This is a genomic window from Bacillus sp. GW821-FHT01G09 (assembly GCF_059422205.1).
Genome location: NZ_JBWKWL010000002.1, coordinates 552,713 through 579,060 on the forward strand (window position 1 = coordinate 552,713; position 26,348 = coordinate 579,060).

At 42.8% G+C, this 26,348-nt stretch carries 26 protein-coding genes; 18 read left to right on the forward strand and 8 right to left on the reverse strand.

Annotated features, from left to right (window positions below):
- Positions 1 to 4: 4 nt before the first annotated feature.
- The 9 genes from AC07VD_RS08335 (at position 5) to sipT (ending at position 10,243) form a co-directional block, all read left to right on the forward strand.
- Positions 5 to 1,819 (forward strand): ABC transporter ATP-binding protein, encoded by a 1,815-nt coding sequence (locus AC07VD_RS08335; protein ID WP_124059813.1) that lies wholly within the window; start codon positions 5 to 7, stop codon positions 1,817 to 1,819.
- A gap of 113 nt (positions 1,820 to 1,932) precedes the next feature.
- On the forward strand, positions 1,933 to 2,628 hold the full coding sequence (yknW, locus tag AC07VD_RS08340) for a YknW family membrane protein (protein WP_086343793.1): 696 nt from the start codon (positions 1,933 to 1,935) through the stop codon (positions 2,626 to 2,628).
- 4 nt (positions 2,629 to 2,632) lie between these two features.
- Entirely contained in the window at positions 2,633 to 3,766 is a 1,134-nt protein-coding gene (locus AC07VD_RS08345; RefSeq protein ID WP_038829597.1) for an efflux RND transporter periplasmic adaptor subunit, read from the forward strand.
- Positions 3,767 to 4,459: an ABC transporter ATP-binding protein YknY gene (gene yknY / locus AC07VD_RS08350; RefSeq protein WP_160831850.1), complete on the forward strand. Its 693-nt coding sequence runs from the start codon at positions 3,767 to 3,769 to the stop codon at positions 4,457 to 4,459. It begins immediately after the preceding gene.
- Complete coding sequence (gene skiZ, locus AC07VD_RS08355; protein WP_077670695.1) at positions 4,456 to 5,649, forward strand: sporulation-delaying-protein transporter subunit SkiZ; 1,194 nt, start codon at positions 4,456 to 4,458, stop codon at positions 5,647 to 5,649. Before yknY ends, skiZ begins: the two co-directional genes overlap by 4 nt.
- Positions 5,650 to 5,928: 279 nt before the next feature.
- Positions 5,929 to 6,684: a DeoR/GlpR family DNA-binding transcription regulator gene (locus AC07VD_RS08360; RefSeq protein ID WP_014476685.1), complete on the forward strand. Its 756-nt coding sequence runs from the start codon at positions 5,929 to 5,931 to the stop codon at positions 6,682 to 6,684.
- Positions 6,681 to 7,592, forward strand: coding sequence for a 1-phosphofructokinase (gene pfkB, locus AC07VD_RS08365; RefSeq protein WP_032725621.1), 912 nt, complete (start codon positions 6,681 to 6,683; stop codon positions 7,590 to 7,592). Before AC07VD_RS08360 ends, pfkB begins: the two co-directional genes overlap by 4 nt.
- Before the next feature lie 14 nt (positions 7,593 to 7,606).
- Positions 7,607 to 9,517 carry a PTS fructose transporter subunit IIABC gene (locus AC07VD_RS08370; RefSeq protein ID WP_124059815.1) on the forward strand — a complete coding sequence of 637 codons (1,911 nt, stop codon included), beginning with the start codon at positions 7,607 to 7,609 and terminating at the stop codon, positions 9,515 to 9,517.
- 144 nt (positions 9,518 to 9,661) lie between these two features.
- Positions 9,662 to 10,243: a signal peptidase I sipT gene (sipT, locus tag AC07VD_RS08375; RefSeq protein WP_003232348.1), complete on the forward strand. Its 582-nt coding sequence runs from the start codon at positions 9,662 to 9,664 to the stop codon at positions 10,241 to 10,243.
- Between the two features lie 34 nt (positions 10,244 to 10,277).
- Here sipT and AC07VD_RS08380 read toward each other — a convergent pair whose 3' ends face one another.
- Complete coding sequence (locus AC07VD_RS08380) at positions 10,278 to 10,547, reverse strand: hypothetical protein (protein WP_003232345.1); 270 nt, start codon at positions 10,545 to 10,547, stop codon at positions 10,278 to 10,280.
- Between the two features lie 180 nt (positions 10,548 to 10,727).
- Here AC07VD_RS08380 and AC07VD_RS08385 point away from each other — a divergent pair, with 180 nt between their 5' ends.
- Positions 10,728 to 12,350, forward strand: a complete 1,623-nt coding sequence (locus tag AC07VD_RS08385) for an ABC-F family ATP-binding cassette domain-containing protein (RefSeq protein ID WP_003232344.1) — start codon at positions 10,728 to 10,730, stop codon at positions 12,348 to 12,350.
- A 56-nt stretch (positions 12,351 to 12,406) separates the two neighbouring features.
- Entirely contained in the window at positions 12,407 to 13,318 is a 912-nt protein-coding gene (locus AC07VD_RS08390; protein ID WP_217017672.1) for a ketopantoate reductase family protein, read from the forward strand.
- A 33-nt stretch (positions 13,319 to 13,351) separates the two neighbouring features.
- On the opposite strand, the gene AC07VD_RS08395 is transcribed toward AC07VD_RS08390, so the two are convergent.
- The 3 genes from AC07VD_RS08395 to mreBH form a co-directional block, all read right to left on the reverse strand.
- Positions 13,352 to 14,584, reverse strand: a complete 1,233-nt coding sequence (locus AC07VD_RS08395; protein ID WP_086343798.1) for an aminopeptidase — start codon at positions 14,582 to 14,584, stop codon at positions 13,352 to 13,354.
- 108 nt (positions 14,585 to 14,692) lie between these two features.
- Complete coding sequence (locus AC07VD_RS08400) at positions 14,693 to 14,827, reverse strand: protein YkpC (RefSeq protein ID WP_003238865.1); 135 nt, start codon at positions 14,825 to 14,827, stop codon at positions 14,693 to 14,695.
- Between the two features lie 100 nt (positions 14,828 to 14,927).
- Positions 14,928 to 15,935, reverse strand: coding sequence for a cell shape-determining protein MreBH (mreBH, locus tag AC07VD_RS08405; RefSeq protein ID WP_024572115.1), 1,008 nt, complete (start codon positions 15,933 to 15,935; stop codon positions 14,928 to 14,930).
- A 283-nt stretch (positions 15,936 to 16,218) separates the two neighbouring features.
- On the opposite strand from mreBH, the gene abhA reads away from it, so the two are divergent.
- The 5 genes from abhA to ade all read left to right on the forward strand — a co-directional run bounded on the left by abhA (position 16,219) and on the right by ade (position 21,433).
- Entirely contained in the window at positions 16,219 to 16,497 is a 279-nt protein-coding gene (gene abhA, locus AC07VD_RS08410) for a transcriptional regulator AbhA (RefSeq protein ID WP_003244728.1), read from the forward strand.
- Positions 16,498 to 16,686: 189 nt separating this feature from the next.
- Positions 16,687 to 17,973: a two-component sensor histidine kinase KinC gene (gene kinC / locus AC07VD_RS08415; RefSeq protein ID WP_257432778.1), complete on the forward strand. Its 1,287-nt coding sequence runs from the start codon at positions 16,687 to 16,689 to the stop codon at positions 17,971 to 17,973.
- Positions 17,974 to 17,988: 15 nt separating this feature from the next.
- The gene (locus AC07VD_RS08420; RefSeq protein ID WP_130572310.1) at positions 17,989 to 18,816 is read left to right on the forward strand and encodes a gamma-glutamylcyclotransferase family protein; all 828 of its coding nucleotides are present in this window, start codon (positions 17,989 to 17,991) and stop codon (positions 18,814 to 18,816) included.
- Between the two features lie 62 nt (positions 18,817 to 18,878).
- Complete coding sequence (ktrC, locus tag AC07VD_RS08425) at positions 18,879 to 19,544, forward strand: Ktr system potassium transporter KtrC (RefSeq protein ID WP_003222311.1); 666 nt, start codon at positions 18,879 to 18,881, stop codon at positions 19,542 to 19,544.
- A 155-nt stretch (positions 19,545 to 19,699) separates the two neighbouring features.
- Positions 19,700 to 21,433, forward strand: a complete 1,734-nt coding sequence (ade, locus tag AC07VD_RS08430; RefSeq protein WP_494721690.1) for an adenine deaminase — start codon at positions 19,700 to 19,702, stop codon at positions 21,431 to 21,433.
- 33 nt (positions 21,434 to 21,466) lie between these two features.
- On the opposite strand, the gene rnjA is transcribed toward ade, so the two are convergent.
- Positions 21,467 to 23,134: a ribonuclease J1 gene (rnjA, locus tag AC07VD_RS08435; protein WP_003245660.1), complete on the reverse strand. Its 1,668-nt coding sequence runs from the start codon at positions 23,132 to 23,134 to the stop codon at positions 21,467 to 21,469.
- A 5-nt stretch (positions 23,135 to 23,139) separates the two neighbouring features.
- Complete coding sequence (rnpZA, locus tag AC07VD_RS08440; RefSeq protein ID WP_003222303.1) at positions 23,140 to 23,349, reverse strand: RNA polymerase subunit omega 1; 210 nt, start codon at positions 23,347 to 23,349, stop codon at positions 23,140 to 23,142.
- A gap of 385 nt (positions 23,350 to 23,734) precedes the next feature.
- On the opposite strand from rnpZA, the gene AC07VD_RS08445 reads away from it, so the two are divergent.
- Positions 23,735 to 24,508: a Cof-type HAD-IIB family hydrolase gene (locus AC07VD_RS08445; protein ID WP_494721691.1), complete on the forward strand. Its 774-nt coding sequence runs from the start codon at positions 23,735 to 23,737 to the stop codon at positions 24,506 to 24,508.
- 35 nt (positions 24,509 to 24,543) lie between these two features.
- Here the strand turns inward: AC07VD_RS08445 and def are convergent, their stop codons facing one another.
- On the reverse strand, positions 24,544 to 25,098 hold the full coding sequence (def, locus tag AC07VD_RS08450) for a peptide deformylase (RefSeq protein ID WP_003245474.1): 555 nt from the start codon (positions 25,096 to 25,098) through the stop codon (positions 24,544 to 24,546).
- A gap of 109 nt (positions 25,099 to 25,207) precedes the next feature.
- Positions 25,208 to 25,366, reverse strand: a complete 159-nt coding sequence (locus AC07VD_RS08455; RefSeq protein WP_003232317.1) for a YjcZ family sporulation protein — start codon at positions 25,364 to 25,366, stop codon at positions 25,208 to 25,210.
- Between the two features lie 213 nt (positions 25,367 to 25,579).
- On the opposite strand from AC07VD_RS08455, the gene AC07VD_RS08460 reads away from it, so the two are divergent.
- Positions 25,580 to 26,251, forward strand: coding sequence for a YkyA family protein (locus AC07VD_RS08460; RefSeq protein ID WP_494721692.1), 672 nt, complete (start codon positions 25,580 to 25,582; stop codon positions 26,249 to 26,251).
- Positions 26,252 to 26,348 lie beyond the last annotated feature (97 nt).

The following is a 26,348-nucleotide window of genomic DNA, read 5'->3' on the forward strand; positions in this document are numbered from 1 at the left end:
CCAAATGAAACAAGCGAAAAAACAGGGGATTTTAGAGCGTTTCTATTACTCTTCAGATGAAATCATTGAAAAGCCGTTTAACTGGGCTCAAATGTGGCGGCTGCTGAGCTATGTCAAACCATATCGAAAAACAATTTTGCCGCTTTCTTTTCTCACCGTATTGATTGGCACTGCTGTGAAGCTTGTGATCCCCATTCTGATCGGCGTTTATGTTCTTGATCAAGCGATTACAGGGAGAAACCCGGAGCTGCTGATTCAGCTCATTTTTATTATTAGCGGTTTATATATCCTCAATTACGCCGCCAATGTGTTAAGAATCAGGTGGATGAATCAGCTTGGCCAGCATGTCATTTACGATTTGCGACAGCATTTATTTACCCATGTGCAGCGCTTATCCCATCGATTTTTTGATCAGCGGTCGGCGGGATCGATCTTAGTCAGGATCATGAATGATATTAACTCTCTTCAGGAGCTCTTTACAAGCGGAGTCATCAATTTGTTGACCGACTTGCTGCTTCTGGCCGGCGTGATTATCATTTTGTTTACGCTGAGCCCTGAGCTGACTATAGCCATCATGGTGACATTGCCGATTATGTTTTTTATTTCAACAAGTCTCAGAAAAAAAATACGCCGATCCTGGCAAACGGTACGGCTGAAGCAATCGAAGCTCAACTCTCATCTAAATGAAAGCATTCAGGGCATCCGGGTCACACAGGCATTTACGCAGGAAGAAGAAAACATGGCGTATTTTGACGGTGTCAATCAGGAGAACTACGAATCATGGCGGGAAGCAACTAGAAAAAATGCCATGTTCCGTCCGCTGGTAGAAATGACGAATGCGATTGGGACGGCTGTCTTGATTTGGTATGGAGCCACACTCATCATGAATGAAACCATTACGATTGGCGTCTTCGTTTCTTTTGCTTTCTATCTGGGAATGTTTTGGGAACCAATTTCGAGACTGGGTCAGGTCTATAATCAGCTGTTAATGGGGATGGCATCATCAGAACGGATTTTTGAGTTTCTGGACGAACAGCCAAATGTCAAGGAGAAGCCGAATGCCATTCATAAGGAAAAGATAAATGGGGAGATCAGTTTTGAAGAGGTTGAATTTTCGTATGATGAAAAACGAAAAGCCCTTCACGCCGTTTCTTTCTCTATTCCTGCAGGCTCGACGCTTGCGCTTGTCGGGCATACAGGGAGCGGGAAGACGACGATTGCCAATTTAATCAGCCGATTTTATGATGCGACCGGAGGCACCATTAAAATAGACGGTATACCGATTAAGGATCTTTCCCTTGCCAGTCTGCGCTCTCAAATCAGCATTGTCCTGCAAGATACATTTATTTTCTCTGGGACCATCATGGAAAATATTCGTTTTGGAAGGCCAAATGCTTCGGATGAAGAGGTGATGAAAGCGTCCCAAGCGGTCGGAGCGGATGAGTTTATTTCCGATTTAGCGGAAGGATACGCAACAGAGGTGGAGGAAAGGGGCAGCGTACTGTCTGCCGGTCAGCGTCAGCTCATTTCCTTTGCAAGAGCATTGCTCGCCGATCCGGCTATTATCATCCTTGACGAAGCAACGGCAAGCATTGATACAGAGACAGAAGTGAAAATTCAGCAGGCCCTAAAAACGCTTCTGAAAGGGCGTACAGCAGTGATGATTGCTCACAGATTGTCTACGATCCGCGATGCCGACCGCATCATTGTTCTTGATCACGGCAAGAAAATAGAAGAAGGAAACCATGAGCAGCTGCTCGCTAAAGAAGGCGTTTATGCCGGACTTGTGAAAGCGCAATACAGCACAGCGATAGAATAATATGAAAAGCCTTCAGTATAAATTGAAGGTTTTTGGAAATTTATTAGAAAAACATGAAACTTTTTAATATCCTTCCCGTACTATTGGTTAGATATTCTCAAGGAGGTTTTGAAATGGAAACGAATGTAGAAAAAAACAGTGGAACGGCGGCTGAAAAGCCTTCACTTTTCGGAGTGATCACAAGTCCATCCGTTCAATTTGAAAGAATTAGAGAAAGGCCGGCTGTATGGGGACCGCTTTTGATTGTCGCAGCAATTATCATCGTCGGTGCTGTGCTGCAATCACTCGGTACGGATTATAGTGAGCTTTTGAAAAGCCAGGATACGCAAGGGCTATCAGCTGAACAAAAGGAGGCTGTCGCAACAATAACCAAATTTGGCGGAATGGCAGGCGCTATTATCGGCGGTATCGCAGCATTATTTATTGCCCCTCTTATTTATTGGCTCTGTGTAAAAGCATCAGGCGGTGTTACGACATATAAAAAAATGCTTTCTCTCGGTCTGTTTGTCTCTTTGATTAGCAGTCTCGGATTATTGGTTAATGGAATCGTTGCTTTTACGACTGACGTGAATCCTCTTTACAGCACGACGTCACTGGCAGGGATTATCCCATCTGACGGGGCTCTTGCCAGCGTGTTAAATACCTTTGAAATTTTCAGCATCTGGAGCTTTGTATTATTAGCAATCGGACTTCACAAAACGGGAGGCATCTCCAAAAAAGCCGGGTGGATTTCAGCAATCATTCTATTCGGAATTTTAGTTGTATTTTCGCTCTTTTCAGGTTTAATCAATTCTGTGGCGGGTGCATAGGCTCATGAAAAAAGTCTGGATCGGAATTGGAATCGCAGTTATAGTCGCTCTTTTTGTTGGAATCAATATATACCGGTCTGCCGCTCCAACAAGCGGCAGCGCCGGCAAGGAGATACAGACGGGGAGCGTTGAAGAAAATGAAATCTCATCAACGGTTATGGTTCCTGGCACGCTAAAATTTTCAAATGAACAGTATGTTTTTTATGAAGCGGATAAAGGGACATTAGAAGACATTAAAGTAAAGGAAGGTGATAAAGTTAAAAAGGGCACGCCTTTAGTCACCTATACAAATGAGCAGCTGAGCCTGGAAAAAGAACAGAACCAGTTAACGTCTGAATCCAACCGGCTTCAAATTGACCAAATTCAAGAAAAGTTAAAAGCCTTAGACAGCAAAGAAAGAGAACTGGAAAAACAGGTAGGAAAGAAAGAAGCAGAAAAACAAATCGAATCTGAACGAACAGAGCTTCAAATGCAGAAAAAAACAGCGGAGATCGAATTAAAACAAACCGAGCTTCAGCGACAGTCACTTGCCAACCGGGTATCAGATTTAGAAGTGAAAAGCGAAATTGAAGGCACCGTTATTTCTGTCAACCAAGAAGCGGCATCCAAAAAGTCAGATATTCAAGAGCCTGTCATACATATCGGCAACCCAAAAGACCTTGTCGTCTCAGGGAAATTGTCTGAATACGATACATTGAAAGTCAAAAAAGGCCAGAAGGTCACACTCACTTCAGATGTAATACAGGGTAAAACATGGAAAGGCACGGTTTCCGCAGTCGGGCTTGTTCCGGATCAGCAGGAGAGCGCTGCGGCACAAGGAACAGAACAGGCGGTCCAATACCCGCTTCAAGTGAAAATAAAAGGAAATCTTCCAGAAGGAAAGCCAGGCTTTAAATTTATCATGAATATTGAAACAGATAAGCGGAAAGCAAATACGCTTCCTTCAAAGGCAGTCAAAAAAGAAGATGACCAATATTATGTGTATACAGTAAAAGACGGAAAAGCAAAGCGAGTTGATGTCAAAATCGGCGAAGTGACAGATGACCTGACAGAAATTAAAGAGGGGCTTACCCAAGATGATCAAGTCATTTTGAATCCATCTGATCAGGTGACTGACGGAATGGAAGTGAAATCTTAAATGATTCAGCTTTCTAATGTGCGAAAAAGCTACCAGATCGGAAAGGAAACGTTTGATGTTCTCCATTCTATTGATTTGGATATTCATCAAGGTGAATATGTCTCGATTATGGGGCCGTCAGGATCAGGGAAATCGACGATCATGAATATTATCGGCTGTCTTGATCGGCCGACTTCCGGTACATATCAATTGGACGGCGAAGACATTTCTTCATATAAAGATAAAGAACTGGCGGCAGTCCGTAACCGGTCCATCGGTTTTGTATTTCAGCAATTTCAGCTTCTTCCGCGGTTGAACGCAAAAAAAAATGTCGAGCTGCCGATGATTTATTCCGGGATAGGCAAAAAAGAACGTCAAGAGCGGGCTGAGAGAGCATTGGAAAAGGTCGGGTTAGCCAATCGAATGCTCCACATGCCCAACGAGCTGTCGGGTGGGCAGAAGCAGCGGGTGGCGATTGCGAGGGCGATCGTGAATGAGCCGAAATTGATTTTAGCTGATGAACCGACCGGTGCGCTGGATACGAAAACAAGCGAAGCGATTATGGATCAGTTTACAGCATTAAATGCCGAGGGAACGACAATCGTTCTGGTTACTCACGAGTCTGAAGTAGCAGATTGCACGAATCGGATCGTCATGGTGCGTGACGGAAACATTGTTCCTGCCAGCTCCGGACAAAGGAGTGTGGGAGAATGAGCCTGTTAGAAAACATCAGAATGGCTCTAAGCTCTGTTCTTGCCCATAAAATGCGTTCGATCTTAACGATGCTCGGCATTATCATTGGTGTAGGCTCTGTCATTGTTGTCGTTGCGGTAGGACAGGGCGGCGAGCAGATGCTGAAGCAGTCGATCAGCGGCCCGGGAAATACTGTGGAGCTGTACTATATGCCTAGCGACGAGGAGCTTGCAAGCAACCCGAACGCCGCAGCTGAATCTACGTTTACAGAAAACGATATTAAAGGTTTAAAAGGAATAGAAGGCATTAAACAAGTCGTTGCTTCGACTTCTGAAAGTATGACAGCGCGTTATCACGAAGAAGAAACCGATGCTACGGTTAACGGAATAAATGATGGATACATGAATGTCAATTCTTTAGAAATCGAAAGCGGCAGAACATTTACCGACAATGACTTTCTCGCGGGGAATAGAGCCGGAATCATCTCTCAAAAGATGGCTGAAGAACTGTTCGATAAAACCTCCCCTTTAGGTGAAGTTGTCTGGATAAACGGACAGCCCGTTGAAATTATCGGCGTGCTGAAAAAAGAAACAGGCTTGCTTTCTTTCGATTTAAGTGAAATGTATGTGCCATTTAATATGATGAAATCCTCTTTTGGCACAAGTGATTTCAGTAACGTATCATTGCAGGTCGAATCAGCAGACGACATAAAATCGGCAGGAAAAGAAGCGGCACAGCTGGTAAATGACAATCATGGCACAGAGGATTCGTATCAAGTGATGAACATGGAAGAGATTGCGGCCGGAATTGGCAAAGTAACGGCAATTATGACGACGATTATCGGCTCAATTGCAGGTATTTCCCTTTTGGTCGGCGGAATCGGTGTCATGAATATCATGCTCGTATCAGTCACAGAACGGACGCGGGAAATCGGAATCAGAAAATCCCTCGGTGCGACGAGGGGACAGATTCTGACTCAGTTTTTAATTGAATCAGTCGTATTGACGCTGATTGGCGGACTGATCGGGATTGGTATTGGATACGGAGGGGCCGCGCTTGTTTCAGCCATTGCGGGCTGGCCGTCACTCATATCCTGGCAGGTTGTATGCGGAGGCGTGCTGTTCAGTATGCTCATTGGTGTTATTTTCGGCATGCTTCCTGCAAATAAAGCCGCAAAGCTTGATCCCATTGAAGCGCTGCGTTATGAGTAGCCTCATGCAACATGCATGAGGTTTTTTTATGTTTAGTGATTTCTACTATGAATATAAAAGACTTTTTTCATTAAAATAAGAAGAAAATGTCGTACAATTGTCCTTATTTTTGTCGAATTTACAGTTTACAAACCCTATAGACATACGTTAATATGGAGAAACGTGAAAGATTTTGATAGTTATTGAATGAATTTGAATGATTTTAGTTGCCTAAACCGAAAATAGCGTTTACAATGAAATTGTATTCAAAATGAATACGTTTTCATTAGGAGGTGAAGCATGCTAACTCCTGAACGGCATCAATTGATTATTGATCAAATAGAAAAGCATGATGTGGTAAAGATTCAAGAGCTTATAAATCTGACTAATGCTTCTGAATCAACAATCAGAAGAGATTTATCGACACTTGAAGAACGCGGTTTTTTAAAGCGCGTTCATGGTGGAGCGGCCAAGCTTTCCGATATCAGACTTGAACCCGATATGCTTGAAAAATCATCCAAAAACCTTCACGATAAACTGAAGATTGCTGAAAAAGCAGCTTCTCTTTTAGAAGAAGGGGATTGCATTTACCTTGATGCAGGCACGACGACATTGCACATGATTGATTTTATGGATAAAACCAAAGATATTGTCGTTGTCACAAACGGGGTAATGCATATCGATGCATTAATAAGGAAAGAAATTTCTTTTTATCTGCTTGGAGGATACGTAAAGCACAGAACGGGCGCGATTATTGGAGGCGCTTCACTGATTGCCATGGACCAGTACAGATTTGACAAGAGTTTTCTGGGGACAAACGGTGTCCATACAGAGGCTGGATTCACAACGCCGGACCCTGATGAGGCCCTTTTAAAACAGAAAGCGATCAAACAGGCAAAACACGCTTACGTCTTAGCAGACCCTTCGAAGTTCGGAGAAATTTCATTTTCGGCATTCGCCGGAATAGGCGACGCAACAATCATTACGACTGACGCTGAAGAGCTTACATTCGATAATTACCAAGAAAAAACTGTCGTAAAGGTAGTGAAACCATGATTTACACTGTAACACTTAATCCATCTGTCGATTATATTGTTCACGTTGAAGATTTTACTGTAGGAGGCCTGAACCGTTCTTCGTATGATACCAAGTATCCAGGGGGCAAAGGCATCAACGTATCGAGACTGCTGAAAAGACACCATGTGGCGTCTAAAGCGCTCGGATTCGTCGGCGGATTTACCGGAGAATATATCAAAACATTTTTACGGGAAGAAAACCTGGAAACAGCTTTTTCTGAAGTAAAAGGGGATACCCGTATCAATGTAAAGCTGAAAACTGGTGATGAAACTGAAATTAACGGGCAGGGACCGACAATTTCGGATGAAGATTTCAAAGCCTTTTTAGAGCAGTTCCAATCTTTGCAAGAGGGAGATATCGTTGTTCTTGCAGGAAGCATTCCATCTTCACTCCCTCACGATACTTATGAAAAAATCGCAGAGGCCTGCAAACAGCAGAACGCACGAGTTGTTCTGGATATCTCAGGCGAGGCTCTTTTGAAAGCAACAGAAATGAAACCATTTTTGATGAAGCCAAATCATCATGAGCTTGGAGAAATGTTCGGCACGACCATTACATCTGTTGAGGAAGCCGTTCCTTATGGGAAAAAGCTTGTAGAACAAGGCGCTGAACATGTAATCGTATCAATGGCCGGAGACGGAGCGCTTCTGTTTACGAACGAAGCTGTTTATTTTGCTAACGTGCCAAAGGGGAAATTGGTAAACTCAGTCGGAGCAGGGGATTCCGTTGTTGCAGGTTTCCTTGCCGGAATTTCCAAACAGCTGCCGCTTGAAGAAGCATTCCGCTTAGGAGTTACTTCAGGCAGTGCTACCGCGTTCTCTGAAGAACTTGGAACAGAAGAATTTGTCCAGCAGCTTCTTCCTGAAGTTAAGGTCACACGTCTATAGAGGAGGAAACACAAGTGAAAATAACTGAGCTTTTAACGAAGCATACGATAAAGCTTAATATTGAGAGCAAAGAAAAAGAAAATGTTATTGACGAAATGGTCACTGTTCTTGATAAGGCTGGAAAGTTAAATGACCGACAAGCCTATAAAGAAGCCATTTTAAATCGCGAAAGCCAAAGCTCCACGGGTATCGGTGAAGGAATCGCTATCCCCCATGCGAAAACGGCAAGCGTTATCAACCCGGCGATCGCGTTCGGACGTTCAAAAGACGGCGTCGATTATGAATCATTAGACGGCCAGCCGGCTCACTTAGTGTTCATGATCGCGGCGACTGAAGGCGCAAACAACACTCACCTTGAAGCATTGTCAAGACTTTCAACGCTGTTAATGCGTGAAGAAATCCGTAAGCAGCTCCTTGAAGCTGAGTCTGAAGATGCCATCATCGACATTATTAATCAGCACGATAAAGATGATGACGAAGAGGAAGAGGAAGAAGAAGAAGCGGCACCAGCACCTGCCGGAAAAGGAAAAATTTTAGCGGTTACTGCATGCCCGACAGGTATTGCCCATACATTCATGGCTGCGGATGCCCTTAAAGAAAAAGCGAAAGAGCTTGGTGTGGAAATTAAGGTCGAAACAAATGGGTCAAGCGGCATTAAGCACAAGCTCACTGCCCAAGAAATCGAAGATGCACCTGCAATCATTGTCGCAGCGGACAAGCAGGTTGAAATGGAACGTTTTAAAGGCAAGCGCGTACTTCAAGTTCCTGTAACGGCGGGTATCAGACGTCCGCAAGAGCTTATCGAAAAAGCGATGAATCAAGATGCGCCGATTTATCAAGGCAGCGGCGGCGGTTCTGCAGATTCAAACGACGATGAAGAAGCGAGGGGCAAGTCTGGAAGCAGTATCGGAAACGCGTTTTATAAGCACCTGATGAGCGGTGTCAGCAACATGCTTCCGTTCGTAGTCGGCGGCGGTATTCTCGTTGCGATTTCATTCTTCTGGGGAATTCACTCTGCTGATCCGAATGATCCTAGCTACAACACGTTTGCAGCAGCATTAAACTTTATCGGCGGCGACAATGCATTAAAACTGATTGTTGCAGTTCTGGCCGGTTTCATTGCGATGAGTATTGCAGATCGTCCTGGTTTTGCGCCTGGTATGGTCGGAGGATTTATGGCAACTCAAGCGAATGCTGGATTCTTAGGCGGCTTAATTGCCGGATTCCTTGCCGGTTATGTCGTGATTTTACTGAAAAAAGTATTTACGTTTATCCCTCAGTCACTTGATGGATTAAAACCTGTTTTGATTTACCCGCTGTTCGGTATTTTTATCACTGGCGTATTAATGCAATTTGTCGTTAATACACCTGTAGCGGCATTTATGAATTTCTTAACAAACTGGCTTGAAAGCCTTGGTACTGGAAACCTTGTGTTAATGGGTATTATCTTGGGCGGCATGATGGCGATCGATATGGGCGGCCCGCTTAATAAAGCAGCCTTTACGTTCGGTATCGCCATGATCGATGCAGGCAACTATGCGCCTCATGCAGCAATCATGGCCGGCGGTATGGTTCCTCCGCTTGGTATCGCACTTGCAACAACCATTTTCAGAAACAAATTCACTCAGCGTGACCGTGAAGCTGGTATTACATGCTATTTCATGGGAGCTGCTTTCGTAACAGAGGGAGCGATCCCATTTGCTGCGGCTGATCCGCTTCGCGTCATACCAGCTGCTGTAGTCGGTGCAGCTGTTGCCGGCGGATTAACTGAATTCTTCCGAGTAACGCTTCCGGCGCCTCATGGAGGAGTATTCGTAGCTTTCATTACAAACCATCCGATGCTTTACCTTTTAAGTATCGTGATCGGTGCTGTCGTGATGGCAATTATCCTCGGTATCGTCAAAAAACCTGTTACAGAAAAATAAGAAAAAAAGCGTCCTTGGTTCGAAAGGACGCTTTTTCTTATCCGGCCGGCAGGGAGCGCGGTTAAGTTATGTATTTTATTCTTTTTTATGATAAAGTAAAAGAAGAGAAACAACTGACATAGCAATTGTCTAGGAGGAAACACTTTGACCGAGGAAAAAAATACGAATACTGAGAAAACGGCGAAGAAAAAAACCAATACGTACCTGGAATGGGGTAAAGCGATTGTCATCGCTGTTCTGCTGGCTCTCCTGATCCGTCACTTTTTGTTTGAACCGTATTTAGTTGAAGGTTCATCTATGTATCCCACATTACATGACGGAGAAAGGCTGTTTGTGAATAAAACAGTCAACTATATCGGCGAGCTGAAGCGCGGAGATATCGTTATTATCAACGGTGAAACTTCTAAAATCCATTATGTAAAAAGATTGATCGGAAAGCCTGGAGAAACCGTTCAAATGAAGGATGACACGCTTTATATAAACGGTAAAAAAGTAGCCGAGCCTTACTTGTCTAAAAACAAGAAGGAAGCAGAAAAACTTGGTGTCAGTCTGACAGGAGACTTTGGACCGGTTAAGGTTCCGAAAGGCAAATACTTTGTCATGGGAGATAACCGGCTGAATTCTATGGACAGCCGAAACGGGCTGGGACTGATCGCGGAAGATCGAATTGTCGGCACATCGAAGTTTGTCTTTTTCCCGTTTAACGAAATGCGTCAAACAAAATAAAAACGCCTTGCTGGCCTTTGGACAGCAGGCGTTTTTATTTTGAAAAAGAAGCGACTAATGCAATGCATAAAACCGTGATGAACACTGAACCGATAATAGCTAGCACACTGAAGAAAAGGTGAACCTGTTTGTTCTCTTTTCCGCGCTTTTCTAAAAGCCGTTTAGAAAAAATGTGCGAAAATATGTAAATAAGGGCTATGCCTATATATAAGCCGATATCTTTGGCGGTAAAGCCTGTTACGGCAAGGTAAAAGCCCGTAAAAAAGATCAGTAAGCAATATTCAGTAAGTGTTAAAAGCCTCAACGTGTTCCTCCATGAGAGTGTGTAATTTTCCAGGCGGATGCATTCTCTCTCTTTAATTGTAACACAGCTGGCTGGTTTGGGTGTATAAGTGTTTTCTCTCTGTTTTATCAGGGAATCATTTCTCTTGCCCTGCATTCATGGTATACTTTTATTGATGATAGACATGATGGAGGATAATAAATGATTGCTGTAAATAATGTAAGCTTGCGGTTTGCGGATCGCAAGTTATTTGAAGATGTTAATATTAAATTTACCCCAGGCAACTGCTATGGGTTAATTGGTGCAAACGGTGCCGGTAAATCAACGTTTCTAAAGGTGCTATCAGGCGAAATCGAGCCTCAGACAGGCGACGTGCATATGAGTCCTGGCGAGCGTCTTGCCGTCTTGAAGCAGAACCATTTTGAGTACGAAGAGTATGAAGTGCTGAAAGTGGTTATTATGGGCCACAAACGCCTGTATGAAGTCATGCAGGAGAAAGACGCTATTTACATGAAGCCTGATTTCTCAGATGAGGATGGGATTCGTGCTGCTGAGCTAGAAGGTGAATTTGCGGAACTGAACGGTTGGGAAGCGGAAAGTGAAGCTGCGATCCTGTTAAAAGGTCTTGGTATCTCAGAAGATCTGCACACAAAAAAGATGGCAGACCTCGGCGGTTCGGAGAAGGTAAAAGTTCTCTTGGCACAGGCATTATTCGGCAAGCCGGATGTTCTGCTGCTCGATGAGCCGACGAACCACCTGGACCTTCAGGCAATCCAGTGGCTTGAAGAGTTTCTGATTAACTTTGAAAACACAGTTATTGTCGTATCCCATGACCGTCACTTCTTAAATAAAGTATGTACGCACATTGCCGACCTTGATTTTAACAAAATTCAAATCTATGTCGGAAACTATGATTTCTGGTACGAGTCAAGCCAACTGGCGTTAAAGCTTTCTCAAGAAGCGAACAAGAAAAAAGAAGAGCAGATTAAACAGCTTCAAGAGTTTGTCGCTAGATTCAGCGCCAATGCGTCTAAATCTAAGCAGGCTACATCAAGAAAGAAACTTCTCGAAAAAATCACGCTGGATGATATTAAACCGTCTTCCCGCCGCTATCCTTATGTTAACTTCACGCCGGAACGGGAAATCGGAAATGATGTTCTTCGCGTGGAAGGCTTAACAAAAACAATCGATGGCGTAAAGGTGCTTGACAATGTCAGCTTTATTATGAATCGAGAAGATAAAATTGCTTTCACTGGCCGAAACGAACTTGCTGTTACTACGCTGTTTAAAATCATTTCCGGGGAAATGGAAGCTGACAGCGGAACGTTTAAATGGGGTGTTACCACATCTCAGGCGTATTTTCCAAAAGACAACAGCGAATATTTCGAAGGCAGTGATCTGAACCTTGTAGACTGGCTTCGCCAATATTCTCCACACGACCAAAGTGAGAGCTTTTTACGCGGTTTCTTAGGACGCATGCTGTTCTCTGGAGAGGAAGTCCACAAAAAAGCAAACGTACTCTCCGGGGGAGAAAAGGTCCGCTGTATGCTGTCGAAAGCGATGCTTTCTGGCGCCAATATTTTAATTTTGGATGAGCCGACCAACCATTTAGACCTAGAGTCCATTACAGCGCTCAATAACGGCTTAATCAGCTTTAAAGGCGCTATGCTGTTTACTTCCCATGACCATCAGTTTGTTCAGACCATTGCCAACAGAATTATAGAAATTACACCTAACGGCATCGTCGATAAGCAAATGAGCTATGACGAGTTCCTTGAAAATGCTGATGTGCAGAAAAAATTGACTGAACTATACGCGGAATAAAAAAGCAGAGATTTCTCTGCTTTTTTTGATACCTAAATATGAAAGGAGATCACAACATGAAATTTTTGGTTGTCGGAGCAGGTGGAGTAGGCGGGTATATTGGCGCACGGCTTTCGGAGAAAGGAAATGATGTGACATTTCTTGTGCGCCAAAAAAGAGCTGAGCAGCTGAAAGAAACCGGGCTTGCCATCCATAGTGAAAAAGGGAATGTATCATTTCAGCCTGAACTAATCAGTGCCGGAGAAACAGGGCAATTTGATGTCGTTATCATTGCTTCTAAAGCATACTCGCTTGGTCAAGTGATAGACGATGTCAAACCATTTATCCATCAGGAATCTGTCATTATCCCTTTCTTAAACGGGTACCGCCACTATGAGCAGCTATTTACGGCATTTTCAAAAGAACAGGTGCTGGGCGGCCTGTGTTTTATAGAAAGTGCTTTAGACAACAAAGGAGAAATTCATCATACGAGCGCATCACATCGTTTTGTATTTGGAGAATGGAACGGCGAGCGTACGGAGCGAATAAGAGCGCTTGAAGAGGCATTTTCAGGTGTGAAGGCTGAAGTCATCATTAGCGGGCATATCGAGAAGGACATTTGGAAAAAGTATCTCTTTATTGCAGCGCAAGCGGGGATCACAACGTTATTTCAACGACCGCTTGGCTCAATCCTCGCCACAGAAGCCGGACGTCACACGGCCCAAACTCTTATTGGGGAAATTTGCGCTGTTTTACGAAAAGAAGGTGTTCCGGCTGATCCGGCTCTTGAGGAAGAGAGCTTTCGTACGATGACCAGCATGTCTTACCATATGAAGTCCTCCATGCTTCGGGATATGGAAAACGGCCAAATGACAGAAGGCGACCACCTGCATGGATTTTTGCTTGAAAAAGCAAAACGTTTATCTCTCGCAGCACCAGTATTAGAAACCGTTTATGCGAATCTGCAAATGTATGAAGCAGAAAAATAAAAAAAGGAGGCGAAAAAGCCTCCTTTTATTTACTTAAAAAGCCCAATTTCCGTTTCTGAAGATAGGCTCTCTTTTCCCGTCTGCCGTAATTCCGTCAATATTCATATCCTTAGAACCGATCATAAAGTCCACGTGTGTAATGCTTTCATTTAGGCCTTCTTTGACAAGCTCTTCACGAGACATCTGCTTTCCGCCTTCAATATTAAAGGCATAGGCGCTTCCGATCGCCAAATGATTTGACGCGTTTTCATCAAACAGCGTGTTATAGAAAAGAATGTTTGATTGTGATATAGGCGAATCGTAAGGAACAAGTGCCACTTCACCTAAATAGTGAGAACCTTCATCTGTTTCCACCAGTTCTTTTAAAATATCCTCACCTTTTTCAGCTTTAATGTCGACTATACGGCCATTTTCAAATGTCAGGGTGAAATTTTCAATAATATTTCCGCCGTAGCTTAATGGTTTTGTGCTTGATACCACTCCGTCAACCCCGTCTTTTTGCGGCAGCGTGAACACTTCTTCTGTCGGCATATTGGCCATAAACTCATGGCCGTTTTCATTCACACTTCCCGCACCTGCCCAAACATGCTTCCTAGGCAGCTTAATTGTTAAATCAGTTCCTTCAGCTTGATAATGTAAGGCAGCGTAATGTCTCTCGTTCAAATGGTCAACTTTTTCATGAAGATTTTGGTCATGATTGATCCACGCCTGAACCGGGTTGTCTTCATTTACGCGCGTCGCTTTAAAAATTTCTTCCCACAGAAGGTGGATCGCTTCCTCCTCTGATTTGCCAGGAAACACCTTGTGAGCCCAGCCTGCTGATGCCGCACCTACGACAGTCCAGCTGACTTTGTCTGATTGAATATATTGTCTGTATGTATGTAATGCTTTGCCTGCTGCTTTTTGGAATGCCGCAATCCGTTTGGAATCTATACCTTTTAGCAAGTCTGGGTTTGACGACACAACAGAAATGAAAGCAGCTCCATTTTTTGCAAGCTCTTCTCTGCCTTTTGCTTCCCATTCAGGATATTCTTCAAATGCTTCAAACGGCGCTAGTTCGTATTTTAATTTGGCGACTTCGTCATCCTGCCAATTCACGGAGACGTTTTTTGCGCCCTTTTCATATGCGTGTTTTACAATTAAACGAACAAAATCCCGGACGTCTGTTGAAGCATTGACGACTACATACTGGCCTTTTTGGACATTAACGCCGACTTCTACCGCCAGCTGTGCATATGTATTTAATTTCTGTGAAAATGAATCCATGAATCATTCCTCCAAGCTTTTTTCTCATCATATCAAATATGATCCTATAAAGGAAAGAAGGAGCCCAAAGTGAAAAACCCAAAACGACACGTCTTGGGTTTTTCAATATTATGGATGATTCAGTTTTACAGTGCCGCCTGCAGGCGAATGGGGCATATTTGCCAAAGAAATGCTCATGCCTCCAAGAATAATTCCGCTTAAAATGGCTGCGATCGCTACTCTTCTTCCTAAATCTCTTAGCATCTGTTTCCTCCTTAACGTTTCTCCATTTCCCACAATATGAAGGAAGTGAGGAAAAAAGAAGCAAGAAATTTGCCGCGTGTGAGAATTTTGCGGGTAAAGACTATTTAATTGCCTTTTGCAGCTTATCAATCACTTCTAAAGAACGGCCTGTGCCGATTGCTACAGATTCAAGCGGGTTTTGCGCCACGTGTACAGGCACGACAATCTCTTCTGTGAGCCATTCTTTAATTCCATTAAGGAGCGCGCCGCCGCCTGTTAAAATAACGCCGCGATCAACAATATCTCCGCTCAATTCAGGCGGGCAGTCCTCAAGTGTCGCTCTGATGGCTTCAAGAATATGCAGTAGGGATTCACGCATTGCATCTTGAATTTCGTTGGATTGAAGCATAATGGTTTTTGGAAGACCTGTCACGAGGTCACGTCCTCGAATTTCCATTGCCTCTGGTATATGTTCAATCAGAGCATGGCCAATTTCCATTTTTACCTGCTCAGCTGTGCGTTCGCCGATCAGCAAATTGTATTTTTTACGGACGAAAGAAACGATATCCTCATCAAGCTGGTCTCCGCCGATCCTGATAGAATGGCAGGAAACAACGCCGCCGAAGGAAATAATAGCGACCTCTGTCGTCCCTCCGCCGATATCTACTACCACATTGGCAACCGGCTCATCAACTGGTAAATCCGCTCCGATGGCGGCTGCGACTGGCTCTTCGATTAAATGAACGTTTTTCGCGCCGCAATTTTTCACTGCGTCACTGATGGCGCGGCGTTCTACTGCTGTTGAGCCTGACGGTGTGCAAACGACTACGTTCGGTTTTCTGAACGACATGCCGATGCTTTTTGCGGCTTTTTTCATAATGTGCTTTAGCAGATCAGTTGTCATATCATAGTCTGCGATCACGCCATCTTTCATCGGTCTGACAGCGACAATTTTTCCCGGTGTTTTACCGATCATGTTTTTCGCGTCAGCTCCGATTGCAAGCACTGATTTTGTCGTCGTATCCACTGCGACAACAGATGGTTCATTTAGGATAATCCCTTTATTTTTGCTGTAAACAAGTATATTAGCTGTTCCTAAGTCAATCCCGATTTCAGTTGATTGAAACATGTTTTCACCCAATCTCTATCCTAATTTAATATGATTCTACATTTAAAGTTTCTCAGAAATACTGCGATTTTTGGGGGTGTGCGTCGGTAAAGAAATGTTTTTGTAAAAAATCAAGGAACTGTGTAACAGAAGTAATACATTTTTCGGTTTTATGGAAAAAATATCTTGTAATTCTTATAGAAAGCGGGAAACTTTTTCAAAGTTTCATTCGTCTACGATATATTGAGGTACATCCTTAAAACATTACATGAGAAAAGAAACATTTAAAGGAAGAAGGGTTTTTATGAAATCAATAGGTGTTGTGAGAAAAGTAGATGAATTAGGCCGCATTGTCATGCCGATTGAGTTGAGACGGGCATTGGATATTGCCATAAAAGACAGCATTGAGTTTTTTGTTGACGGAGATAAAATTATCTTGAAAAAGTACAAACCTCATGGCGTTTGTTTAATGACTGGAGAAATCACTTCAGAAAATAAAGAATACGGCAACGGTAAAATTACGCTAAGCCCTGAGGGTGCACAGCTGCTTCTCGAAGAAATTCAAGCCGCTTTAAAAGAATAAAATCATGCTAAAAAAGGCGGAGCGATATCATCTCCGCCTTTTTTGCGTGCCAATTTTTGATTACCGCCGCCTAAGATAAGACATCAAGATATTTGGTAATGAATGATTTGGGATACTTTACATATTTTACTCAATTATTTGTCGAAGAATGGTACAATAAGTAGAGAAACACAAGCGGCAGGTGGTCATATGAGAAAATATCAAGCTCGTATCATTTCCATCTTTTTGGCAATGATTTTTATAATGTTTTGGGATTATTTATTTTATTTTATAGGCAAAAATCCGATTAATTGGCCTGTTGATATTGTGTATACTGCAGTCACGCTGGTAAGTGTCTGGATGCTGGCTTATTATATTGATGAGAAACAGCAGCTGGTTAAAAAAATGAAGGATAACGAATGGAAGTATAAACAGCTTTCTGAAGAAAAAAACCGCATCATGGATAATTTGCAGGAAATCGTATTTCAAACGAATGCAAAAGGCGAAATTACATATTTAAACCAAGCGTGGGCATCAATAACCGGCTTTTCAATCAGTGAATGTATGGGAACAATGTATAACGATTACTTCATAAAAGAAAAGCACGTAGCCGACCACATTAACACCCAAATCCAAAACAAAGCGTCTTCTGGCATGTTTACGGCAAAATACGTGACAAAAAACGGCACGATTTTTTGGGGAGAAGTTCATTATAAACTTTACTATGACCGGGATGACCAATTTACAGGCAGCCTGGGTACAATGTCAGATATCACTGAGCGGAAAGAGGCTGAAGATGAGCTCATTGAGATTAATGAACGGCTGGCGAGGGAATCCCAGAAACTATCAATCACAAGTGAACTTGCCGCAGGTATTGCTCATGAGGTCAGAAACCCTTTAACATCTGTCAGCGGTTTCCTCCAGATTATGAAAACACAATATCCGGACAGAAAAGACTATTTTGACATCATCTTTTCAGAGATTAAAAGAATCGATTTAGTGCTCAGCGAGTTGCTGCTGCTTGCAAAACCGCAGGCAATCACATTTAAAACACACCAGCTTAATGAGATCTTGAAACAAGTCACGACATTGCTTGATACCAATGCCATTCTGTCCAATATCGTCATAGAGAAAAATTTCAAAGAGACAGATGGCTGTATGATTAATGGAGACGAAAATCAGCTGAAGCAGGTCTTTATCAACATCATTAAAAACGGAATTGAGGCAATGCCAAAGGGCGGTGTCGTAACCATTTCAACTGCTAAAACCGCCTCTCATGCAGTGATAAGCGTAAAGGATGAAGGAAACGGCATGCCGCAGGAAAAGCTGAAGCAGATTGGCAAACCTTTTTATTCAACAAAAGAAAAGGGCACTGGACTGGGACTTCCCATTTGTTTGAGAATCCTGAAGGAACATGACGGGGAATTGAAAATCGAAAGTGAAGCTGGAAAAGGCAGCGTCTTTCAAGTGGTTTTGCCTTTAAAATCAGACAGCTGAGAGGAGAAAAATAAAGTGAACTCGCTTCTGTTTGTATACGGGACATTAAGAAAGCATGAAAAAAACCATCATTTGCTGGCACAATCGGCATGTATCAATGAGCAGGCGAGAACAAAGGGAAGTTTGTTTGCTGCAAAAGGGGAGCCCACAGCTGTTTTAAATGGTGAAGGCTATATATACGGCGAAGTATATGAAGCGGATGAATTGTGTATACATAAGCTCGATCAATTTTTTCAAGGATATCATAAACAAACGGTGTTTGTAGAAACGGATGTCGGGATTAAAAATGCGCTTATTTATTTTATGAACAAAGAAGGGTGTGCCGGTTTTACGAAAATAAGCAGCGGCGACTGGAAAGAACATCAGATGATCAGCAAATCGAAAAATCCCATTTATTATTTTGCCTATGGATCATGCATGGATAATGCCCGCTTTCAAAAAGCGGGAGTCGATCACTATTTTCAAGATCCAGTAGGAAGAGCTGTTTTAAAAGGATACACAACCCGCTTCACGCTAAAAAGGGAAGACGGTTCAAGAGCGGACATGTTGGAAGACGGAGGAACAACAGAAGGCGTTTTATACCGTATCCCTTATTCTGCTCTCTCCTATCTATATAAAAGGGAGGGCGTCGAATCTCTTACGTATCGGCCGGCATTTGTAGACGTTGAAGCTGGCGGAAGGCACTACAAAGACTGTTTAACCTTTCTCGTCCTCCAAAAAGAAGCGGAAATTGCCCCGCCTCAGCACTATCAGATTGAAATCGAACGCGGAGCGGAGCTGTATTTGTCGCCTGAGTTTACTGAAAAGCTCAAGCGGCATATGAATTCGCTGCCAAAAGGATAACACTGTAACAAAAGAATATGATAAAATTTGATCAATATCATGTCATATAAAGGAGCACCACGATGAAAAAAGAATTTGCGGTAATTGGGCTGGGCCGTTTTGGTGGCAGTATTTGCAAAGCATTAAGCGAAGAAGGCGTCGAGGTTATGGCAATGGATATCGATGAAGATAAAGTCAACGAGTATGCCAAGATTGCATCTCACGCAGTTATCGGTGATTCGACAGACGAATCTGTCCTGAAAAATTTAGGCCTGCGAAATTTTGACCACGTTATTGTAGCAATCGGGGAAAATATTCAAGCGAGTATTTTAACGACACTCATTCTGAAAGAACTTGGCGTCCATACGATTACAGTTAAAGCGCAGAACGATTATCACGAAAAAGTGCTGTCTAAAATTGGCGCGGATCACATCGTCCACCCGGAACGCGATATGGCAAAACGAATTGCGCATAATATCGTGTCCAACAATGTACTTGACTATTTGGAGCTGTCTGAAGAGCATAGTCTTGTTGAAATCGTAGCTAACAGCCGCCTGGCTGGAAATACGCTTCTCGATTTAGATATTCGCGCAAAATATGGTATTAACATCGTAGCCATAAAAAGGGGCAAGGAAGTCATCGTATCACCGCTTGCAACCGAAGTCATCCACCAAGAAGATATACTCATTGTTATTGGATCAGTTACAGACATCTCCCGTTTCGAAAAAAGAGTTCTTCATACAAAATAGCAGCCAAATAAGCCGTCCTCAAAGGGCGGTTTTTCATATTATCAGAATATAACAACTTTAATGAACTGAGCGTCAATTTCTTAAAATTTTATTGACTAAGCACAGGCGTTCCGATAGCATATTGTACCATATAATAAAAAAGAGGAGGGGCCTATTTGAATAAAGAAGCGCTAGTCAATAGGCTGAATGCTTCAGCCAAAAGACAAAAAGCTGATATCGTCATTAAGAACGGAAAAATCATGGACGTATATAATCAAGAATGGATATATGAAGATATTGCGATTACAGATGGAGTTATTGTAGGCCTCGGTGAGTATGAAGGCGAAAATATCATTGATGCAGAGGGACAAATGATTGTTCCGGGTTTTATTGATGGACATGTACATATTGAGTCGTCAATGGTTACACCGATTGAGTTCGCTAAAGCAGTGTTGCCTCATGGCGTGACGACGGTTGTTACAGATCCGCATGAGATCGCGAATGTGTCTGGTGAAAAAGGGATTGAGTTTATGCTTGAACAAGCTCGGCATACACCGCTGAATATCCATTTTATGCTTCCTTCCAGTGTGCCTGCCGCAAGTTTTGAGCGATCAGGCGCAATTCTTAAAGCTGCCGATCTCAAGCCTTTTTATGAAGAAGAAGAAGTATTAGGGCTGGCTGAAGTTATGGATTATGTGTCGGTTCAGAAGGCTGAAGAAGACATGGTTCAGAAACTGCTCGATGCCCGTGTTGCAGGAAAACGGATAGACGGTCATTTAGCTGGTTTATCAACAGACCTCATTAACATTTACAGAACCGCCTTTGTCTTAAACGACCATGAAGTAACATCGAAGGAAGAAGCCCTTGATCGTATCAGAAGAGGCATGTATGTCATGATGCGTGAAGGATCAGTCGCTAAAAACACGCTCAATGTGCTGCCGGCGGTGAATGAAAAGAACGCACGCCGGTTCTTTTTCTGTACGGATGATAAGCATGTGGATGATTTATTGTCAGAGGGAAGTGTAAACCATCAGGTGAAAATGGCGATTCAAGCCGGACTTAATCCGTTTTTAGCCTATCAGCTAGGAAGCCTCAATGCAGCCGAATGCTACGGATTAGATACAAAGGGAGCGATTGCCCCGGGTTTTGACGCTGATTTGCTCTTTGTATCTGATCTGGAAAATGTCACTATCACAATGACGATGGTAAAAGGGCAGACTGTTGCTGAAGACAGCAAAGCGGTCTATCAGGATCATGCATCAACTGCAGCACCAGATCAGGCACTGCTTGATTCTGTTAAGCTTGCTGCTCCTCTTAACAAACAGGATTTTCATATGCCAATCGATTCAGAGCAGCAAATCAATGTCATTGAAATCATACCAAATCAGCTTGAAACACGATTAGCACAAGTTCCGGCTCCTGATGCCCGCGAATTTAAGCCTGACACTGAGCTTGATTTGTTAAAGATTGCAGTTGTTGAGCGGCATAAAGGATTAAAAGAAACCGGACTTGGTGTTGTGAAAGGATTTGGATTCAAGAGCGGAGCGATTGCTACAACCATTTCACACGACTCCCATAATATTATTGCCGTCGGAACGGATGATGAGGATATCGCGGCGGCAGTTAATAAGCTGCAGGAAATTGGCGGAGGATTAACGATTATAAAAAATGGGGAAGAGCTCCATTCAGTACCGCTGCCGATTGCAGGGTTATTATCCGACCAATCTGCAGAGCAAGTGAATCAAAGCTTGCTGACGCTTCATGATAAATTGCCGTTAATCGGTTTCACAGGCGGATTTAATCCATTTTTGACATTGTCGTTTTTAGCTTTGCCTGTCATTCCTGATATTAAAATGACGACTACGGGATTATTCGATGTAAAATCATTTCAACACATATCACTACAATAAAAAGAGGCACTCCCTTAGGGAGTGCCTCTTTTTTTAAACCTCCATAATGATCGGCAGGATCATTGGACGGCGCTTTGTTTTTTCGTACAAGAAAGGTGCAAGCGTGTCTGTAATTTCGTTTTTGATTTCAGACCATTGAGTCGTTTTTCGTTCCATTACTTTTTGTAAGTGATTTGAAATGAGCTCTTGAGCATCGTTGATCAAGTCGCCAGATTCTCTCATGTACACAAATCCTCTGGAAATCAAATCAGGACCCGCTGAAATCTTGAAGTCGTCCATGTCAATGCTGACAACAACGATGACAAGTCCTTCTTCAGAGAGAATTCTGCGATCACGAAGTACGATATTGCCAATATCACCGATACCGCTTCCGTCAATGTACACTGAACCGGACGGGATTTTTCCTGCAACTGAAGCCTCATCGCCTTTAAGCGCTAATACTTCACCATTATCCATGATAAAGCAGTTTTCCTCTGGGATGCCACAATCTGTTGCAAGTTTGACATGCATCTTTTGCATTCTGTACTCACCGTGAATCGGCATGAAGAATTTAGGCTTGATTAAGCGAAGCATCAGCTTCTGTTCTTCCTGTCCGCCGTGACCGGATGTATGGATATCGTTAAGAGGGCCGTGAATAACCTCAGCACCCGCACGATACAGCTGGTTGATTGTTCGACTCACGCTGATTGTGTTGCCTGGGATAGGGGATGAAGAAAATACGACCGTATCCCCAGGATTGATTGAAATTTGGCGGTGTGTGCCGTTTGCAATTCTTGATAACGCCGCCATTGGTTCCCCTTGGCTTCCTGTACATAAAATTGTTACTTTATTAGCAGGCATACGATTGATTTCGTTATGCTCAATAAACGTATTTTTAGGACAGTTAATATAACCGAGTGTCTGTCCAATTTCGATAGCCGATTCCATACTGCGTCCAAATACGGCAACTTTTCTTCCATTTTGTACAGCAGCTTCAATTACCTGCTGCAAGCGGTGAATATTCGACGCAAATGTGGCGAATATAATTCGGCCGTCCACCTTGCGGAAAATGTCATGAATGCTTTCTCCTACACGGCGCTCAGACATGGTAAACTCCGGATTTTCACTGTTTGTGCTGTCTGAAAGAAGGCACAAAACGCCTTCTTTACCGATTTCGGCCATTTTCGTTAAGTTTGCCGGCTCGCCGACTGGAGTAAAGTCGAATTTGAAATCCCCAGTATGTACGATGTTTCCGGGCGGCGTTTTTACAACAATGCCGTAGGAATCCGGAATACTGTGTGTTGTTCTAAAGAATGACACAGCCGTTTTGCGGAACTTTACAATATCATCCTCGCCGATAATGTTCAGTTTCGTCTGTCTCAATAATCCATGCTCTTCAAGTTTATTCCGAAGTAAGCCGATCGCGAGTTTTCCGCCGTATACAGGAATATTCACTTGTCTGAGCAGGTATGGAATACCGCCGATGTGGTCTTCGTGCCCGTGGGTGATGAAAAGCCCTTTAATTTTATCTTCGTTTTTGACTAAATACGTATAATCAGGGATGACGTAGTCAATTCCGAGCAGTTCGTCCTCGGGAAACTTGATCCCCGCATCAATCAGTACAATTTCATCCTGGAATTGCACCGCGTACGTATTTTTACCGATTTCGCCCAAACCTCCGAGGGCGAAAACAGCAGTCTGATCATTTTTTACAAATTTCATACCGCTCATAACTCCAATACTTTAAAATTTTCGCTCTGTTGTTCATATTCTAAGAATGCACCATCAACAGGTGTAATAAACTCAATATTAAATTTCTTTTCTTTCAGCTTTGTTCTGACGTCACGCTCAGATACGCCTTCAATATAAAGTGAATCTGTCTTTTCCCGAACAGGTACTTCGTCAGCCTTCTCTTGATAAAATACCTTATAAATCATTCCAAATCTCTCCTTAAATGCCGTATGTTAGACTCGCTCATTCTATTATATTCGAAAACGGAATATAAGGAAAGCCTTGAGCAAAATAAGGATCTCTCAAATAGTGAAAGATCCCTTGTCAGGCAATTGCTTTCTTACGGAGCATTCCGTTCCATTGTCTTCTGAGTTTCTTTCTTAATTTACGCAGCATTAGCCAGTCCCTCCTTTAATGAAAAATTTGTCCCAGAGTTCTTTTATACAAATAGTATACGGAGATTGAGGAAGACTTTTCGTGGTTATAAATGGAATTTAATATGATTTTTGAACGAAATTGTTTGCTGAATGACAATCTTTTTGTATGATGAGGGTGGGAATTGCAGACCAAGACGATAAAGGGGAAGTTGCGATGGATTCAAAATTAATCTTTTTTGATATTGACGGCACAATATATGATCATGATAAGAATATACCGGAAAGTACGAGAAAAACCGTGGCGGAGCTGCAGCGCCAAGGGCATCATGTGTTTATTGCCAGCGGCCGATCTCCATTTTTGGTTAAGCCGATTTTGGAGGAGCTGGGCATCCACTCATTTATTTCCTACAATGGACAGTTTGTTGTCTTTGAAAATCAAGTGATTTATAAAAATCCGCTGCCTGAAGATGCAATCAGGCGATTATTAAAGCAGGCGGATGAAGGCAAGCATCCTGTTGTGTTTATGGCTGAGGACACGATGAAAGCGACTGTTGCGGATCACCCTCATGTTCTTGAGGGAATTGGCAGCCTTAAAACCGATTACCCAGAGACCGATGACCTTTTTTATGAAGGAAAAGACATTTTTCAGCTTCTTTTATTTTGTCAGGATGAAGAAGAAAAAGCTTATGCCGCTTTTCCTGAGTTTGATCTAGTTCGCTGGCATGAGCTATCGACTGATGTTCTGCCGCACGGAGGTTCGAAGGCAGAAGGAATCAAAAAAGTGATTGAGCGTCTTCCGTTTGATATCGGCGATACATATGCTTTCGGCGACGGATTAAATGATCTGCAAATGATTGAATATGTAGGGACAGGCGTTGCTATGGGAAATGCTGTTCCCGAACTGAAAGAAATCGCGGACTTTGTAACAAAGCCGGTGGACGAGGATGGAATTGCATACGCTGTCAAAGAATTGGGCCTTTTAAAATAAAGAAATGGCTGGCATTGTGCCAGCCGTTTTTTCTTTTAGCGCTCAATTGCGATTGCATTTTCAGGTTCTTTGAAAGGATTTTCCTTGTCAATATGATCATAGAACATAACGCCGTTCAAATGATCGATCTCATGCTGAAACACAATAGCCGGAAATCCTTTTAAACGAATATCAATATTTTCGCCTTCTAGTGTTGTTCCTTTTACTCTGATGCGAGCATAGCGGGGAACATAACCGGGAATCGCTTCATCTACAGAGAGGCAGCCCTCGCCGCTTGTTAAGTAGCTTTTTTCAACTGAATGGCTGACGATCTTAGGATTAAACAGAGCATAGCTGTATAGTTTACCGGAAGCATCTTCCGCATGAACGGCGATCATTCGTTTTTTGATATTAATTTGAGGAGCTGCGAGTCCTACGCCAGGGCGCAGCTTGTATTTTTCGGCTAATTCCGGATTTTGACTGTTTTTAACAAATTCGATCATGTCGGCCAGCTGCTGTTTTTCTGCATCAGTTGGAGGCAGCTCAACAGGTTCGGCAGTCTCTCTGAGGGCTGGATGGCCGTCACGTACGATGTTTTCCATAGTAATCAAGAAACTTCACTCCTAAAGCTTAATATGTAAATTATATCGGATTTCTTCACAAAGGTGCAACGAAACGAATGACCAGCCGTATATGGCTGGTCAATTTCATGCTGTGTGGTTAGCAACAGCCTCCGCCTAAATAAGCAGCTCCGACAATGATTAACAGAATGAATAAAACAACGATTAGCGCAAAGGTGCGGCCGTAGCCATATCCGCAGCCACCATATCCGTAACCACCATAACTGCAGCAGCCTCCGCCGTAACCATATCCATACATATTACATAACCTCCTCTTTTAATTACGCCAGAGCCTTTATAAGTAGGCATAGCGTCTAATATAACCTATGTAAAAACAAAAAAGTTGTATGGTCATCTGTCCTGATTTTTCACTTTTTTGATTTAATTTCAGTATTGCATTTATACAGCACGGCTATTGCCAAATGTCCCCATGGATTCTATAGTAGAAATTGTCAAGATTGGGGGATTTAACGTGAAAGACGCTATAAAACGGCTGCCTGGAATCAAGATCGGAGCTTTTTGTGCCATGGCACTGATATTAACAGGATGCATGGGACAGGACCCGGTTGATTCACTTCATCATTCATTAGAAAAAGCCGCGGAATCGGAAAAGCCGTTTCAAGAAGAACAAAACACACTCAAAGAATTAGAGGCCAAAGAAAATCAGCTTTACGATAGTGTTATGAAGCTCAATATGGATGATTATAAAAAAATTGTTGCTTTATCTAATAAGGCGCTTGAAAATGTCAGCAAGCGCGAAGAACACCTAAAGCTTGAAAATGACAGCATGAAAAAATCGGAAACAGAATTTGAGGAAGCAAAAACGTCAGCGGAACATATTAAGGAAAAAGACATAAAAGAAAAGGCCGATGCCGCAGCAAACCATATGGAGAAAAGATATACATCATATGGCACCATGTATAAAGAGTATAAAAAAGCGCTTGAGCTTAATAAAAAACTGTATATGCAGCTGAAAGACAAAGACTTGACAAGAGATGATCTGGATCAGCAGATCGATAAAGTCAATGCTTCTTATGAAAAGATCCTTAAATATAGCGGAGAATTTAATGAACAAACCGAAAAATATAATAAAGCCCGGGAAGATTTATATGATGCTGCAGGCTATCGTGTGAAAAAGAGCTGACTCGATCAGCTCTTTTTTTGAATATAATGCGATACAGATTTCGTTCAAAATTTTCATTTCTATTGTAGTACAGCATAGTAAGGTATACTAGTACAGT

Bases quoted from the DNA above. Each gene is read 5' to 3' on its own strand.
- AC07VD_RS08335 (WP_124059813.1), top strand. From the start codon at position 5: ATGAAACAAGCGAAAAAACAGGGGATTTTAGAGCGTTTCTATTACTCT.
- yknW (WP_086343793.1), top strand. From the start codon at position 1,933: ATGGAAACGAATGTAGAAAAAAACAGTGGAACGGCGGCTGAAAAGCCT.
- AC07VD_RS08345 (WP_038829597.1), top strand. From the start codon at position 2,633: ATGAAAAAAGTCTGGATCGGAATTGGAATCGCAGTTATAGTCGCTCTT.
- yknY (WP_160831850.1), top strand. From the start codon at position 3,767: ATGATTCAGCTTTCTAATGTGCGAAAAAGCTACCAGATCGGAAAGGAA.
- skiZ (WP_077670695.1), top strand. From the start codon at position 4,456: ATGAGCCTGTTAGAAAACATCAGAATGGCTCTAAGCTCTGTTCTTGCC.
- AC07VD_RS08360 (WP_014476685.1), top strand. From the start codon at position 5,929: ATGCTAACTCCTGAACGGCATCAATTGATTATTGATCAAATAGAAAAG.
- pfkB (WP_032725621.1), top strand. From the start codon at position 6,681: ATGATTTACACTGTAACACTTAATCCATCTGTCGATTATATTGTTCAC.
- AC07VD_RS08385 (WP_003232344.1), top strand. From the start codon at position 10,728: ATGATTGCTGTAAATAATGTAAGCTTGCGGTTTGCGGATCGCAAGTTA.
- AC07VD_RS08390 (WP_217017672.1), top strand. From the start codon at position 12,407: ATGAAATTTTTGGTTGTCGGAGCAGGTGGAGTAGGCGGGTATATTGGC.
- AC07VD_RS08395 (WP_086343798.1), bottom strand. From the start codon at position 14,584: ATGGATTCATTTTCACAGAAATTAAATACATATGCACAGCTGGCGGTA.
- AC07VD_RS08400 (WP_003238865.1), bottom strand. From the start codon at position 14,827: ATGCTAAGAGATTTAGGAAGAAGAGTAGCGATCGCAGCCATTTTAAGC.
- mreBH (WP_024572115.1), bottom strand. From the start codon at position 15,935: ATGTTTCAATCAACTGAAATCGGGATTGACTTAGGAACAGCTAATATA.
- abhA (WP_003244728.1), top strand. From the start codon at position 16,219: ATGAAATCAATAGGTGTTGTGAGAAAAGTAGATGAATTAGGCCGCATT.
- kinC (WP_257432778.1), top strand. From the start codon at position 16,687: ATGAGAAAATATCAAGCTCGTATCATTTCCATCTTTTTGGCAATGATT.
- ktrC (WP_003222311.1), top strand. From the start codon at position 18,879: ATGAAAAAAGAATTTGCGGTAATTGGGCTGGGCCGTTTTGGTGGCAGT.
- rnjA (WP_003245660.1), bottom strand. From the start codon at position 23,134: ATGAAATTTGTAAAAAATGATCAGACTGCTGTTTTCGCCCTCGGAGGT.
- rnpZA (WP_003222303.1), bottom strand. From the start codon at position 23,349: ATGATTTATAAGGTATTTTATCAAGAGAAGGCTGACGAAGTACCTGTT.
- AC07VD_RS08445 (WP_494721691.1), top strand. From the start codon at position 23,735: ATGGATTCAAAATTAATCTTTTTTGATATTGACGGCACAATATATGAT.
- AC07VD_RS08455 (WP_003232317.1), bottom strand. From the start codon at position 25,366: ATGTATGGATATGGTTACGGCGGAGGCTGCTGCAGTTATGGTGGTTAC.